Annotated in this window: 11 protein-coding genes; 2 read left to right on the plus strand and 9 right to left on the minus strand. The window is 37.9% G+C overall.

What is annotated here, in order from left to right; genetic code table 11:
* Positions 1–14: 14 nt before the first annotated feature.
* Complete coding sequence (locus tag AC2117_RS10100) at positions 15–749, minus strand: histidine phosphatase family protein (protein WP_133973818.1); 735 nt, start codon at positions 747–749, stop codon at positions 15–17.
* 57 nt (positions 750–806) lie between these two features.
* On the minus strand, positions 807–1,664 hold the full coding sequence (locus AC2117_RS10105) for a 3'(2'),5'-bisphosphate nucleotidase CysQ (RefSeq protein ID WP_004642659.1): 858 nt from the start codon (positions 1,662–1,664) through the stop codon (positions 807–809).
* Between the two features lie 298 nt (positions 1,665–1,962).
* On the opposite strand from AC2117_RS10105, the gene AC2117_RS10110 reads away from it, so the two are divergent.
* Positions 1,963–2,331 (plus strand): hypothetical protein, encoded by a 369-nt coding sequence (locus tag AC2117_RS10110; RefSeq protein WP_003651529.1) that lies wholly within the window; start codon positions 1,963–1,965, stop codon positions 2,329–2,331.
* Between the two features lie 59 nt (positions 2,332–2,390).
* On the opposite strand, the gene AC2117_RS10115 is transcribed toward AC2117_RS10110, so the two are convergent.
* The 7 genes from AC2117_RS10115 to AC2117_RS10145 form a co-directional block, all read right to left on the minus strand.
* Entirely contained in the window at positions 2,391–3,050 is a 660-nt protein-coding gene (locus AC2117_RS10115; RefSeq protein ID WP_133973820.1) for an SOS response-associated peptidase family protein, read from the minus strand.
* A 106-nt stretch (positions 3,051–3,156) separates the two neighbouring features.
* A complete protein-coding gene (locus tag AC2117_RS10120; protein WP_133973823.1) occupies positions 3,157–4,890 on the minus strand; it encodes an ABC transporter ATP-binding protein in 1,734 nt (577 codons plus the stop codon).
* Between the two features lie 13 nt (positions 4,891–4,903).
* A complete protein-coding gene (locus tag AC2117_RS10125; RefSeq protein WP_133973825.1) occupies positions 4,904–6,046 on the minus strand; it encodes an ABC transporter permease in 1,143 nt (380 codons plus the stop codon).
* 7 nt (positions 6,047–6,053) lie between these two features.
* Positions 6,054–6,992 carry an ABC transporter permease gene (locus tag AC2117_RS10130; protein WP_133973827.1) on the minus strand — a complete coding sequence of 313 codons (939 nt, stop codon included), beginning with the start codon at positions 6,990–6,992 and terminating at the stop codon, positions 6,054–6,056.
* A gap of 12 nt (positions 6,993–7,004) precedes the next feature.
* The gene (locus tag AC2117_RS10135) at positions 7,005–9,017 is read right to left on the minus strand and encodes a M3 family metallopeptidase (protein WP_133973829.1); all 2,013 of its coding nucleotides are present in this window, start codon (positions 9,015–9,017) and stop codon (positions 7,005–7,007) included.
* Between the two features lie 20 nt (positions 9,018–9,037).
* Positions 9,038–10,858 carry an ABC transporter substrate-binding protein gene (locus AC2117_RS10140; RefSeq protein WP_133973831.1) on the minus strand — a complete coding sequence of 607 codons (1,821 nt, stop codon included), beginning with the start codon at positions 10,856–10,858 and terminating at the stop codon, positions 9,038–9,040.
* Between the two features lie 18 nt (positions 10,859–10,876).
* A complete protein-coding gene (locus AC2117_RS10145; RefSeq protein WP_133973833.1) occupies positions 10,877–12,655 on the minus strand; it encodes an ABC transporter substrate-binding protein in 1,779 nt (592 codons plus the stop codon).
* Between the two features lie 781 nt (positions 12,656–13,436).
* Here AC2117_RS10145 and AC2117_RS10150 point away from each other — a divergent pair.
* Positions 13,437–16,130 (plus strand): TonB-dependent receptor, encoded by a 2,694-nt coding sequence (locus tag AC2117_RS10150; RefSeq protein ID WP_197730901.1) that lies wholly within the window; start codon positions 13,437–13,439, stop codon positions 16,128–16,130.
* The last annotated feature ends 88 nt before the right edge of the window (positions 16,131–16,218 follow it).

Consider the following 16,218-nt stretch of genomic DNA (forward strand, 5'->3'; position numbering starts at 1 on the left):
TATCGTTTTTGAGCTTATAGCGTTTTTCCAAATTTGGCTACATTTAGCTCATAGGCCTTACCTCTCCAAATCCATTTTAATTTGCAATTTGGAAATTCTTCGCCTTCAAACCATACAAATAGACCTTCCATCATTTCAGGCCAATCTTCTTTCTTAATTTCATTTTCACCAGAAATTACAGCAACAATTGCAGCAATAATAGTGTCATGGCTGACAGCTAAACTAAGCCCGCCTTGAGTTTTAGGATGCGTATGATAAATAAGCTCTAATACATCTAAAACACCAGTAATTGGGTGTTTCATACCAGGTAATGCATTATTTACAAAACTATTAATAAAACCTAAAGCACCTTGCTTTTTAAAATAAGGGGCAGCTTGTTGTATGTCTAATACAAAACTCCCCGGCTCAACCAGTAGTCCTTGCTCAATAATTTCAATCGTATGCGTATTAAATTCAGGCCTTACATCATCAGCCCCTTCAATCATGAGTGCAGCCGTATCGACACAACGCTGTATTGGACTTGAAATACAATGCTGAATAACACGATCTGTATTTTTAATTAAATAGTTACCCCATGCCTGCGCAAGCTCACGCCCTTGAGGAGTGAGTTGGAGATCATATCCAGCTAAGCCCTGCCCATCTACAAGTTCTCTTAGAGAATGACGCGTAAATAAGGTTACAGGAGTTGAAGCATCGGGCAATAAATCAATTGCTTCAAACATACTTTTAGGCAATAAATCGAGTGCCATTTTTATCTTGTCATCTTTTTTCAATACTTTGCCACTATAACATGTCTGGCATAACTCTCAATCAATAACACCTGCTTGGGCTAATGCTTCAAATGCTATTTTTTTGCTTTCCTGATCACGAAATGCGATAAAGCCCTTATTTAAAACCGTGTGTCTCTGATTATATTCAAAAGGTTTTCCATCAAGAGTAAGTAAGCCACCGCCTATACTTTCTAACAAACCTTGACCAGAACTTGTGTCCCATTCAGAAGTTGGATGAAATCGTGGATAAATATCGATTTCACCTTCTAGCATCATGCAGAATTTGTAGGCACTGCCTGCTTCTCGTCGAATAATGCTATGTTTTTCTTCAATAGGTTGAATAAATTTTTGATATTTCGGATTTTTACTGCCATGACTAAGTCCTATTTGTATAGGCTCATCTGGCGAAAACGAGGTTATTTGATATTGGTACCACTGTTTTTGAGTGAAACTATATTTAAAAGGCAAATCTTGCAGATATCCCAAGTACACGACTTGTTCACATGGCACAGCAATAACTGAAAAAATCGTTTCTTTACCCTTAATCAAACTTAGGTTGATTGTAAACTCATCACGCTCATGTATGAATTCTTTAGTTCCATCAAGAGGATCTAACATCCAGCATGTGGACCACTCATGCCGAGCACTATAATCACTTTCTTCAGACAAAACCGGCAAGTCTGGCGTAATCTCTGCCAAGTGCTTTAATAAGAAAAGGTTCACTTTTAAATCTGCTTGAGTTACAGGTGAGTCATCTTGTTTTTCGTGAATAGTGAACTCATAACCCGCAGAATAATTTTGATATTCTTGTAATAAAATTTGGCTCGCTTGCTCCAAAATTGGAAGAAGCTGATTAATCAAAGTATCTTGTGGGCGTGTAGTTGTTATAAACATAAATATGCTCTACATAGTTTCATTTCTATTATAGGTGAATTATGAACGATTCAGTATTCGCCAACAGTTTGATTTACTAAAATAGTCATTTATCTTAATCATTAGGTAATCGCTGCTTTCAGTACACACTATGTAGTTAATATGAATAATTATAGTGTTTAAAAGAAGCCTTTATCACGTACAAAAAACAATCTACAAGTTATGAAAAATAAACAACTTAAATCAGATTTATCCATTTCCTTTTCATATATTTCTTGTTATGTTCAATCACACAATAACAAGATGGAAGAAAGCGCACATGATGCTATATGGATATCATTTCTCGACAATCGAACATAACTGGGAAGAACTCACTCCCTTAAATGAGTTCCTACAAACATTTGCAGATGATGATGGTGGTGTTTCAACAAGAGATAAAGAGTCTCTCAAAGAAATCATTGCAAAATCAGATACAGCTTTGGCTTTAGCAAGAGAAATGGGTTGGGATGGTAGTTACACAGGATGTCCTTATCTATTTTGGTTACCAAGTAAAAATAGCCAGTCTTTTGAATATGGCTTTGTATTTAAACAGACATCAGACAATACCACTTTTGTTATTTCGCCAATTGAGTTGAGCTACCTAGCTCAAGATTCAGAAGTGCAAACATTAAGTAAAACTATTGAATAAGCAACATAGGTTATTGATTCAGATCTGACATCAATAACCTCATTTTGCTTTTATTTATGTTAATCAAATATGCTTAACTGTGGTGTAGGTTTTATAATTTTTTCTTTTGGTACATGCGAGCATTCAAACTCTTCAACTGGAAAACCTTCGATAAAGCTTGAAATATCGGGTGACTCCAAACTCAACCACTCTTCTAATCGGTCATGTGGAATCACAATCACTGATCTTTTGACATCTCCAGGCTCGTGAAAATCTTTCATCATTGGGTGGTCGATCGCATCCATGGTCAACATACTTGCAGAACGAATAACCGTCTCATTGATTTTGCAAATTTCATAAATGGCTGCAATAAAAAAAGCCTGTCCATCTTTACGGCGTACTCCCCACCGCTCGGGCTTATCATTTATATATTTACTTTCATAAAACTCAGTCACCGGAATCACACCGAACTTACATTTAAGTGCAGCTTCTTGAAAACTCGGTTTTTGGAAAATCGTTTCATGACGGGCATTGTAAGTATGTTTTGCTATGTTTGTATCTTCGGCCCATTTTGGAACCAAACCAAACATGACTTCACGCCATTCAAGACCTTGTGGTGATTTGAATAATAGTGGCATTGTTCCCGCGGGATAAACCTCTTCGGCATATCTAAAGCCGACCACAGGCAACTGGAGTTGCTGCAATTGGGCAAGAGTTAAAGGTTTAAAGTTAGCGCACATAGCAAGAATAAACTACTGTATTTTTACTCTCTTATTTTATAAGCATTTAGTCAATAAACCAAATAAAAAGGCACTCGAACGTGCCTTTAACGACATAACTTTACGCTCACGAAATGTGCTGAATTCCTTGAGGAATAGCCTGTAATAGCCGTTTAGTATAATCATGCTGAGGATGTGCATAGAGCTCATCCGAATTGGCAATTTCAACAACTTCACCATGATTCATGACCATGACCTGATCAGAAATATATTTCACAACCGATAAATCATGTGAAATAAAGATATAACTGAGTCCAAACTCATCTTGTAAATCTTGTAGTAAGTTAAGAACTTGTGCTTGGACTGAAACATCGAGCGCCGAAACAGATTCATCACAAATCAAAATTTCAGGCTTTAGGGTTAAACATCGTGCAATCGCAATACGCTGACGTTGCCCACCCGAAAACTCATGAGGATATCGATAATAAGCTTGCTCAGGTAAATTCACTCGTTCAAGCAGTTCAAGCGCAATTTGTTTACGCTCAGCATCATCTTTACCAATGTTATGGATTTGCATAGGTTCTAATAAAATCTGCCCAACCGTAAAGCGTGGATTAAGAGAGGCATAGGGATTTTGAAAGATAATCTGGATTTTCCGTTGATATTTAGCAAACTCTTTTTCTGTTAATGAAAGAATATCTTTTCCTTCAATAAAAGCCTGCCCACCAGATGCTTGATGTAAGCGCATGAGTAATAGACCTACCGTCGTTTTACCTGAACCTGATTCGCCGACTAAACCTAAAGTTTTTCCTTTAGCAAGTTTAAAAGAAACGCCTTTTACAGCCTGAAACTCTTCTTTGCCAAATAATCCCTTACGGCTATAAAAGCTTTTTTTCAAATCTTTTACTTCTAAAATAATTTGCTCATCGCCATTTAAGCCACGTTTACGCTGTGGAATTTCGGAAGCATCAAAACTTTGCTCAACCAAGACATTATCTTCTTGGCGCATAAAATCACTAGTCACAGGCAACCGATAAGGACGCTGTGATATTTGGGGACGACAGTAAAGTAATGCTCGGGTATATACATCTTGAGGTTGTTCAAGAACCTGTTCAGCAGCGCCTTGCTCTCTAATTTCCCCCTGACGCATCACAATGACTTTATCTGCAATTTCACCGACCAACGCCAAATCGTGGGTAATAAAAAGCATCGACATTTGCCGGCGCTTACGCAACGATTCAAGTAAATCAATAATCTGCTTTTGAATGGTGACATCAAGTGCCGTCGTCGGTTCATCAGCAATAAGTAGTTTAGGCTCACAAGCAATCGCCATTGCAATCATGACCCGTTGCTGTTGACCACCGGAAAGTTGATTTGGATAGGCATTAATTTTAGTTTCAGGTGAAGGAATACCTACTTCTTTAAGTAATTCTAAAACTCGTTGTTGTGCTTGTTTACGGTTCAATCCCATATGCAAACACAACACTTCAGCAATTTGATTACCAACTGTAAAAACTGGATTTAAAGATGACATCGGTTCCTGAAAAATCATGGCAATATCTTTACCACAGATTTTCCGCATATCTTTACGAGACAAACTGAGTAAGTCTTTGCCTTCAAATATAATTTTACTTTGATCATCAATTTTGGTTTGCCCTACAGGTAGTAATCCCATAGTTGCCAAAGAAGTTACCGATTTACCACTACCCGATTCACCGACTAAAGCAACTGTAGTATTTGCTGGAATATCAAAAGAAATTCCTTTTACGGTTTCAATATATTGCTTATCTTCACCTTTAAAACTTACCCGTAAATTTTTAACATGAAGTAACGGCGCATTATTATATTCTTGTTCTATCATTTGGACCTTCCTCTTATTTTAGCTTTGGGTCTAACGCATCACGAAGTGCATCAGTAAACATTGAAAATGCGGTCACCAAAATAGCCATTGCGACAGAGGCTGCGACTAGCTGCCACCACTTACCTAAAAGAAGTTCACTTTGTGCTTCATTTAACATGCTGCCCCAAGACACCACACCGACTGGTACACCAAAACCCAAGAAACTCAAAATGACTTCAGATTTAATAAAAGAAACCACCAAAATCGACATTTGAACTAAAGCGATATGGCTAACGTTTGGAAAAATATGAATGAACATACGGCGGAAATGTCCAACGCCAATTGCTTTAGCTGCAAGAACGTATTCACGTGCAGTATGTTTCATATATTCGGCACGAATTAACCGATAAACACCCGTCCAACCCGTTAAACCCAAAATCAGAACAATAGATAAAATGCCTTTTTGTTGAAGTACGGCAGCAATCGCAAGCACTAATAATAAATATGGAATTGAGGTAAAAATGTTATAGAACCAGTTAAGAATATCATCGACCCAACCGCCAAAATATCCTGAAATTGCACCTAAAAGCGTACCGATACCTACTGCAAGTAAAGCAGATATAACCCCAACAAGAATTGAAGTTTCAGCCCCTTTAATTGTTTTCTTTAAAACATCTTGTCCCCACTTATCAGCTCCAAAGACAAGTGTACTTTTCAGTTCTGTTTGCTGGTCTAAAAGATGTCCACCAAGTTGCTGATCAATGGCTTTCATATCATCAGCTAATGGGTCAGCTACGCCATAGTAATCAATCGCGTCCCCTGAACTCTTGCTTTGTTTAATCTGCGCATTCAGTTCTTTGATAACATCTTTTAAAGGATCTACCGGATTTATTGGTAACTCCTCGTCAACCGCCGCAGCATTTTGTTCAGCATCTGTTGTCTTATCTGCACCTATAAATGTGGGAGGTGCGTAGCTCACTGCAACCTCTTTATTCCAGTCAGATGCAATCACACCCGTCATTGATAGAACCAAGATAATAAAATAAAGCAATACGATCGCTAACGATGACATTGCGATCTTGTCAGCCCGAAGACGTCGCATGGCAAGTTTCCACAGACCAGATGAATGAGCTTCGGCTTTTGTTTGTTGTTTTCTTTTTGATAAAACGCTCAGCATAGCCCACCTACTTCAACTGTACACGTGGATCAACCACTTTGTAGACCAAATCAGCAATCAGATTAAAAATCATGGTTGCAGCTGCGATGTATACTGTAATTGCCTTAATAACAGGAAAATCACTTCGTTCAACTGCAATAATGACCTCTCGACCAATACCAGGAATACCAAAAAAACGTTCAATTAAAAATGCGCCTATGAGTAACGCCGGTAAAGTAGACATCACATCGGTAATAATCGGAATTGAAGCGTTACGTAGTACATGAACTCCCAAAATTCGGCTTTCACCGACACCTTTAGCACGTGCCGTTCTAACGTAATCTTGATTAATCTCATCAAGCACAAAACTACGATACAAACGTAAGGTCGGTGCAATACTCACAACCAACATGATTAAAACTGGAAGTAAGGCAAATTTAAATAAATTCTCAGTAAAGGTGTCACTCCAGCCTTGTACAGGGAACCAACTGAGCTGATAAGCCAAAACATATTGAAAAACAATAATGTAAACTAAAATACTAATTGACATAGCAATAGTACATAGCATCATGACCATACGATCAGTTAAAGAACCTCGTACCGCTGCAACGGCTAAGGCCAAAATAATTGAAATAACGGTCTGTAAAATAGTGAGCGGAATTAAGAGCGTGAGCGACGGCCCTAAGCGGGTTAAAATAATTTGGGAAACAGGTTCGCCAGTACTCCAACTTGCACCATAATCAAAAGTCAGAATCTGCTTAATGAAAATCCAGAGCTGGACGTAATACGGTTGATCGACACCTAGCTGTTTACGAATGTTTTCGATCTGCTCAGGATTGGACATCTTGCCTGCTAAAATATAGGCTGGATCTCCACCGACCCAGTTAAAAAGAATAAAAATAAGTAAGACTACCCCCAACATGGTTGGAATCATCTGCCATAAACGCCGAATAACATATGCCAGCATAGTGATAATTCCTTATTTAACCCGTTGTCCGGTAATTTCATTAAAGAATGCTTTATTGTCAGGCTCACGACCAAGAAAATCTTTCACTAACTCAGCTGCTGGTTTTTGGCTACCCTGCGATAAAATCGTTTGACGGTAACGTTGCCCTACTTGCGGATTATTGAGGTTATCGCCATACGCAGAAAGCATATCTAAAGCTAAAACCTCAGACCACATATAGCCGTAATAACCTGCTTGATACCCCCCCATCAAATGCCCAAACTGCCCTGGAAACTCTGTTGTTGGTACATAACCTAACGCTGTAGCAGCTTCCATTTTTTGCCAATTTTCTAAAGGCTTTACTTTTAATGCATCAGCAGTATGTAATGACATATCGTACTGTGCATAAAGAGTTTGACGCGCATAACGCAAACCACGTCCATAATTATGTACTGCTTTTAAACGAGCAATGAGTTCGTCATCAACACGTGGACATGCCGGGTCACAATAATCAGCCACTTTAGATAAAGTCTCTTTACGGCGTGCCCACTCTTCATACATTTGAGACGGCGCTTCTACAAAATCACGCTCTACGGATGTTCCCGACTGACTGGCATAACGTGTATTTGATAATATGCCATGTAAAGCATGGCCAAATTCATGAACAAAAGTTTCTAGCTCATCACTGTTTAAACCTTTACGGTTAAAATTGGTGACTAATGCTGAAACGGGTAATCGATTGGTTAAAGTGCTACCACCGTATACACCCCAAACTGCGGCATGGCCATATTTCCCCTCACGAGGGAATTTATCCATATATAAGCCACCCAAAAGCTTTCCTGTCTTTTTATCAACTACATCGTAATATTCAACTTCGTTCTGCCATGCTTTAACTTTGACAGGTTTAAAATCAATACCGTAAAGCTCAGAAGAAATAGCAAACAACCATTTTTGTGCAGCTAAAGTCGGAAAATAATCACGAAGCTTTTCCTGATCAATCTGATATTTACTCTTACGAAGTTTTTCACTCCAGTAAGCTTCACTCCAACGTGTTATCTCGGTTTTATCTAAAGGCGTTTTTAAAGTTTGCGCTTTAAATGCTCGGAGTTCTTCGACTTCTTTACGTTCAAGGGGTGCTACTTTTTTTTGTACGTCTGCCAAAAACTGGTTTACAGCATCAGGGGTTTTAGCCATACGATCTTTTAAAACCCAATCCGCATAACTTGCTTTTCCAAACAATTGTGCCAACTCATAACGCAAATCTATTGCCTGCTTGAGTAGTTTTAAATTTTGCTCAGTACCACGGCGTGTAAAAGCAATCTGATATCTTTTTCGGGCATCATCATTATCTGCCAACTCCATAAATGGCCGATATTCTGGATATTCAAAACCAACCAAATAATTTCCTTTCGCATTCTTTTTCAAACCTGAAATATAACTTTCTGGTAAACCCTTCATCTCTTCAGGAGTAAACTCAAGTTTTTCAGGGTTATCACGAACGTTACGGGCATATTCTTGTTCTAATTTAGTCAATTCATCCAGAATAGCTTTCATTCTTGCGCGTTTTGTAGGTTCAAGTTGAACACCTGTATCTTCAAATTGGCTCAAGATATCTTGACGATATTTTTTATCAACTGGGTCAGTTGCTTGTGTATTTTTAATTAAGTTATATAGTTTGGGATTTTGAAATATATCGGTGTGAAACTGATTAATTTTGATTTCACAATCTTCCGCCGCTTTACGCAATTTTGCATCTGGGTCTACGTTGCTATATAAGCTTATCGGACCTGAAAAATCTTCAAAATGAGCAAAAATTTTATCCCATTTTGCCAAAATAGGTGCCGCTGCTGCGTTGGCATCAACAGGTGTTTTCTCAAAGTCTGTAATCTGTTGCTGAATTTTTTTTAAATTAGAATCACACCATGTTGGAAGCTGTTTTGCTTTAAGTAATGGCAATGTAGCACGAGTTATTTCAGCTGAAGCATAGTGGTTTATACCTATAGCTAACATACATAGCGTTGTCATTTTTAGTGTTTTATTCTTCATCATATCTCCAGATTTTTCATTTAATGATTAGATTTAGTATTTGTATCAATATCAATGTACATCCACTCAGCATGTAAAATTGGATGCTTCTTATATCCAATAATTTGTGGCTGGGCCAACATATTTCGGTAGCGGGCATAGGACATCTGCACAGGCATATAGACTTCTAACAAACGCGTCATTTTTCGATAAAGTGCATCCCGTTCAGGGCCAGCTTTCATTTGTTGAGTTTGGCGATACAACTGGTCAAACTCTGGAATCGGACCACAAGACCAGTTCGTCATATGTGTATTTGGACCATAAAAATTCTGCATAAAATTATCACCATCAGGATAATCCGCAATCCATGCAGAAGCACCAAACATACCTTCACATTGTTTTTGTGCACGAATTAGATCTGCAAACAGCATGGGTTTAAACACCATTCGAATATTCAAACTATCAAAGTTTTTTTTCCAAAGTTCAGCACTTTGCTGACCAATACTGTCACTGCGCGCCATATATTCAATGACGAGGGGCTTCCCGTTTGGTTGTGTGCGCCAACCTGATGCATCTTTTTTATAGTGATATCGATCTAATAGTAAATTTGCTGCTTTCACCGAATACGGCGTACTGGTTCTATACTGAGGGTCATATCCCACGACACCGGGTGGTACTGGAAAATGTAGACGCTCGGCATCATCATTTCTTACTAATTTAATTTCTTGATCTAGTGAGCGAGACATTGCAATTGCACGGCGTAATGCAATTTTTTCCTTACCCATTCCTCCAACGACCGGATTTTTAAGGTTCCAATAAATATAGCTAATTTCAGGATCAACAATACGAGATAAATGAACACCTTCTTTGGCAAGCTCAGGTCTTAATTTACCGTCTTTAATCGCCTTCGCGACCAATTGCCCTTCAAGCTGAAATATATCAATTTCACCACGCTGAAATGCCAGCCATCGTGATTGATTTTCTTCCATAACCTGAATATCAATTGTACCAATTTGAGGCATTTTTTTGCCTTTCAGGCGCTTCACAATTGCCTCATCCTCAGGGCTACTGGCTGCAAAGTTCCAAGTGAAACCACGAAAATCTGGATTAGATTTTAAAACAATACGCGAAGCAGGCACCCATTTACTGAGTACATAAGGTCCTGTACCTACAGGATGTCCCATGACAAAACCAGCTTTGTCTTTATACTTTTCGATGACTTCACGCGCCACAGCACCTGTCGGGTCATGTGCCAGTAATAAAGGAAAGTTATAGTCAGGCTGAACTAAACGAATAACTAAAGTGTATCTATCCGGTGTTTGTAAACCACTTACCTTTTGGTCATAGTTAAATTTTCCGGTTTTATTGGCTGCTTTTATTAGTGCATCCATACCTTCAATTTTGTTCTCTAACAACCAGCTGTTGGGAGAACGTAAATTCGGATCCAACAACCGTTTAAAAGAGTACGCATAATCATTGGCCGTTAACTCTCTAGGCTTCCCTTTAAAAACAGGGTCTGGCGTAAAATAAATGCCTTTTTTAATGTGAATGGTATAAGTCAGGCCGTCTGCACTCACTTCGGGCATCATGGTTGCAACTTGTGGGACGAGTTTGGCTGGCCTTGCTAAATAATCATAGGTATATAAAGTTTCAAATATTGAAGTGGTTACATGCGCCGAATATAAATCATGTGAGTACGCTGGATCGAAACCTGTTTCAGCTGTCGGGAATACATAACGTAAAACTTTATTTGGATCGGCGGGGCTTTTCGCAAAAATACTTGTAGATCCCGTTAATGCCATGCTGGCAAATAACAAACCGACACCACAATGCTTGAGCTGTTTTATTAAATTTTCAGTCATATTTATCTTTATCTAAAATTATTTTTTAACAGGGGTAATATCAAGATATTGCCAGTTTGTATTCATCATTGGGTGGGGTTTAAATCCCTGAACTTGCGGCTGTACCAACCAGTTACGAAGTCGAGTTACATGAATAATCCACGGATTGTCAGCTTCAATCTGGCGGTTAAGCTTTTCATAATATGGTAGACGTTGTTGGGGTGGCAAATGAGTGACTTGTTTATAAAGAGCGTCATAAGTTTTAGACTGGTAACAAGCATGGTTTCCTTGCCCCGCGTTTGGACCATAAAGTAATTGTGCAAAATTGTCTCCTTCAGGATAGTCAGCAATCCATGCTCCACTCCAAATCATATATTTACATTGAGTTGCAGCTTTTAAATTATCCGCAAAATTACTCACCTTGAAGTCAGCGCGAATACCAATAGCATCCAGATTTTTTTTCCAGAGTTCGGAATGAATAACCGATGCTGAGCTATTTTCATTATTAATTTTTAAAACCAAAGGTTTCCCGTTTGGTAAGTTCCGGTAGCCATCAGCCCCTTTTTTATAACCATAATGATCAAGTAGTTTATTGGCTAATAGCGGATTGTATCCTACGCTACTCCTGTACTTCGGATTATATCCATTTACACCTTCAGGTATAAACATCTCTGCTCTAACAGCTTGACCTTTGTAAGCCTGTCTTATACTTTCTTTTTGATCATATGCCAAAGTAATTGCTCGACGAAGCGCGATCTTTTCTGGGCTAAAACCACCAATCACCGGATCACGCATGTTCATCATCGTATAGGTAATTTCAGGTTCTTTATTAGGGAAATGCTTAATTCCTTTTTTTTGAAAAGATGCTTTAAGTTGTCCCTTATCTAAAGCTTGAGGAACTGCATTCGCAGTAAGTCTATCAAAATCCAATTGACCAGACTGAAAAGCTAACCATCGTGACTGTTGCTCTTCAATAATACTGACTACAACTTTACCAATTTGCGGCATTTTCTTACCGCTCATTTCTTTAACAAGCTGATTATCCCACGGCATTCCTGTTGACTTAAAGTTCCACACGAACCCCCGATAATCAGGATTGGCAACCAGCTCGACCTTACTTCTTGGTACATATTTACTTAACATGTAAGGCCCTGTCCCTACCGGATGCATACCAATACGGTCGCCATAATAATCAACAACCTCTTTGGCAACTCCACCAAAAGATATATAGGCAAGAATATAAGGAAAATTAAAGTCTTGCCGAGTTAAAGTAAGTTGTAGAGTATATCGATCAAGCGCTTTCACTCCTGCAATGGGTACAGCATAATCAAATTTTCCAGTTTTCTTTGCCTTAGCTACAACCGCATCGGCACCTAACAATTTCCCATCAATGAATGAAACAGAAGGTGCCCTATTTTCAGGATCTAAAATGCGTTTAATTGCATAAACATAATCTTCTGCCACAAGCTCGCGACGTTTACCTTTAAAAGCAGGGTCATTGGTGAAATAAATACCTGGCTTAATTTTAAATGTATAAACTTTACCGTCTTGTTCAACCTTAGGCAGACTTTCAGCCGTATAAGGAACTAACTGCACAGGACGAGCTAAATAATCATATTTAAGTAAAGGCTCGAAAATGGCTTCTGCAATACTGCCACTATAAAAATTGGTGGTTTTAACCATGTCAAAACCATCATCAGGTGCTTCATATGCAACATGTAATATTTTGTTTGGTTGTGCAGGCGTTTGGGCGAAAGCACAAGAAACTGATGTAATAGCCAGACTTAAAATGGCGAGCTTAAAAATTTTTAATTTCAAGTTCCTACCTACTTAATTAATATTTTAAAGATATTATCCTTTTGAGTAACATCTAAATCCGCATAAGAAAAGTTCTTTCTCAACGGACTACTTTCTTCTTTGTAAATTATTAAATGTTTTATTCAATCTTTTATTTGATCAAATGGAAAAATCTAACAATAAAATTAGAAAGCTGTAACTATCTAATATAAAGCGAATTTCATGCCATATTTTATGATCAAGAATAACCTATATAAAAATATTTAAAATTTACATCTTTATTAGGCACTTAAAGCTGATTGGAATATATAAACAAAAGTAAGTTTTTGCCAAATATTATATTTATATAACTTATCCATTATTAACCTATAATGCACAATTAAAAGTCATAATTGTTTCATTTTAGCTCAAAATTTTTTTATAGTTTAAATAGAAAATCTCCACATATACAGCTGATTTATCTATAAAAAGTAAAACTCAAAAGAAATGTTACATTATACAATTACATTTTAAAAAGTTCTAAAAAGATACAAAAGTAAAAAATAAATACATGAACAATCCAATAATGATTATTTTTTATACAAATAATTTTGGAACTTTTAGCCAACATAGAAAAACTTACCAAATGGAAAACTTTTTAAACAAAGATAAAACTCTAAATCCTCATCACAACCATAATAAAATCAATATTTATCAACATTTTGCATAAGCTAAAAAAAGAAAAATATATAGTTGGCACTTGCTTTGCTTAAACACTTTTCAGCAATATCGCTAACTACAACAAAAAGGGATCAAATCCACGATGAAAAAAAAATACAATGTTCGATCTCAGGTAACCCCCAAGATTGGCAAAACAATTCTTAAATTAAGCACCCTTAGTTTAAGCATGATGTGTCTTACCCTGGCACAAGCAGCAGAAACAGAACAATCAAGCAATGATGATAAACCTGTCAAAGTTGTAAAAGTTGCTGTGACAGGTTCTTCAATTAAGGGGGTTGCAGCTCAAAGTGCTTCACCCATTACTGTTGTAAAAGTTGATGAAATCTTAAAACAAGGGGTAACCACAACTGAAGAGGCTTTAGCAAAAATTAGTGCAAACCAATCGAACTTTGTGACTGCAAGTAATGTTGGTGCAAGTAGGACGGCAGGTTCAGCAGCGAACCTTAGAGCCTTAGGTGCCAATAAAACACTTATTTTACTGAATGGTCGTCGGTTGGCTGCAAATGCATATGATAGCGGCGTCACAAACTTAAATATTATTCCACTCGCAATGTTAGACCGCATTGAGGTTTTACGTGATGGTGCTTCTTCCATTTATGGAACAGATGCAATTGGTGGGGTAATTAACTTTATTACTAAAAAACAGTTTACGGGCCTTAATCTAACCGCAGGTTATCAAAAACCAGAAGAAAAAGGCGGAGAACAGCAAGATTACAGCATCTTTGGCGGCTTCGGTGATTTAGATGAAAATGACTATAACGTTTTTGGTGTTGTCGACTATCGAAAAGGCGATGATGTTATGGCCAAAGACCGTAAAGTCAGTCGGCGTGGAGGGATATTACCCGAATTAGGTATAGAAAAAGCCAGTAGTGGCTCATTTCCCGCCAATGTTCCGGGCTTGAGTAACCCATATGCATCTACAGGTTGCGGTGATAATCCACTTGTTAAGACGAGTAAGGATGGAAAAACTTGTCTATATAACAGCCAAGCTGTGATTGGAATTGTTCCAAAGACAGAAGATATTTCAGCAATGGGCCGAGCTACTTTTAAACTGAACGATAACTTTAATGCGATTGCAGAATATTTATATGCAAGAAGTGAAGTCACTACTTCCGTTGCGCCAGATGTATTTTTTGATTTAACACTTGACCCTAGCAGTAAATATTATCCAGGAAATGGCATAACCCCCGCTCTTGCTGGCGCTACTGGAACTATCCCTCTATATCTACGTTCACAGTCTGGTAATCGTGTAAGTAATAGTATTAACCAGTCACATAGATTATTTGCCGGTATTGAAGGTGAAACTCATGGTTGGGATATTAATTCAGGCGTTACCTATGCGCATAGCAGTGCATCTGATGCTGTCGTAAGCGGCTATTTAAATTTTGACAAAACACAAGAAGCTTTAAACAATGGCACATTAAACCCGTTCGGGCCGCAAAACCCTGAAGATGCCAATGTATGGAATCAGTTAGGTGTTGAAGGTAAATACTTAAAAGCTAACCTAGATACAACTACTGTCGATTTCACTGCAAGTCGACCTATATTTAAATTACCAGCTGGAGACGTTGGTTTTGCAATTGGAGCAAGCTATCGTTATGAAGATTGGACTTCAAAAGTCGTTACTGATGTTGCCCGAGTCGCGCCTAGTGCAGGCATCGATCCGGATGAGCCAGTAAATACTGGCGATCGTAATATTAAATCGGTATTTACCGAATTTCACATTCCTCTTCATAAAACTTTAGAAGCTCAAATTGCTGCTCGTTATGATGACTACAATGATTTTGGTGATACGTTTAATCCAAAATTTGCACTTCGTTGGGAACCTATTAAACAGTTAATGTTCCGTACAACTTATAGTACTGGCTTCAGAGCTCCAACACTTTGGGAAGTGAATGGACCAAATTCAGTAACCAATACTGGTGGATACTATTATGATCCCGTACTCTGCCCAGGGGATGTCTTAAAACCAGGTGGTGTAAGAGAACGTGATTGTAATATGCAATTTGATAGACAAAATGGAGGTAATAAAACTCTAGATCCGGAAGAATCAAAGTCTTTTACTGCAGGCTTAGTATTTGAACCAATTAAAAATTTAGCTTTCACTCTTGATTACTTCAATATCGAAGTAGACAAGCAAATTGCTACACTTTCAGAAACTGCTATTTTTGACGATCCAGTGAAATATGCAGACAAATTTGTACGTAATCCGGATGGCTCATTAGATTATATTATTACAACACAACAAAATTTAGGTGGAATTAAAACCTCAGGTTTTGATGTCGGCTTAAGTTGGGTTTCTCCAATGACTGCTACAGGTCGATTCGGTTTCAACATTGATGGTACATATATAACAGACTACAAATATCAAGCCGAACCAGATGGGGACTGGAAAAGTGTTGCCGGCACTTATAGTGGTCTAGACTACCAAGCTATTATTCTTCGCTGGAAACATACTGCAAACCTAAATTGGAATTATGAAAACTGGGCTTTAAACCTCCAACAAAACTTCTCTCGCGGTTATCAAGATCAAAATTCAAGTTCTTCTGTTAAAGCAGGCTATCGAAATCACAAAGTGAGCGACTATACAACCTATAATATTTCAGGTACTTACAAAGGCTTTAAAAATCTAGAAGTCACCGCAGGTATTAAAAATATGTTTGATGAAGCTCCTCCTGCTTCAAATGTCGGTGACAACTTCCAAATGGGATATGACCCACGTTATGCAGATCCTTTAGGACGTACGTACTTTGTCCGAGGTACCTATAAGTTCTAAATGGTTGTTCTGCAAATATAACTCTCAAAAGTTAGTTTGCAGAACAAATACCCATTCTTAGCCAAACAGTCATTTATAAAATTGTTTG

Origin of the sequence: Acinetobacter calcoaceticus (genome assembly GCF_900520355.1) — a bacterium.
Classification (GTDB): Bacteria; Pseudomonadota; Gammaproteobacteria; order Pseudomonadales; family Moraxellaceae; genus Acinetobacter; species Acinetobacter calcoaceticus_C.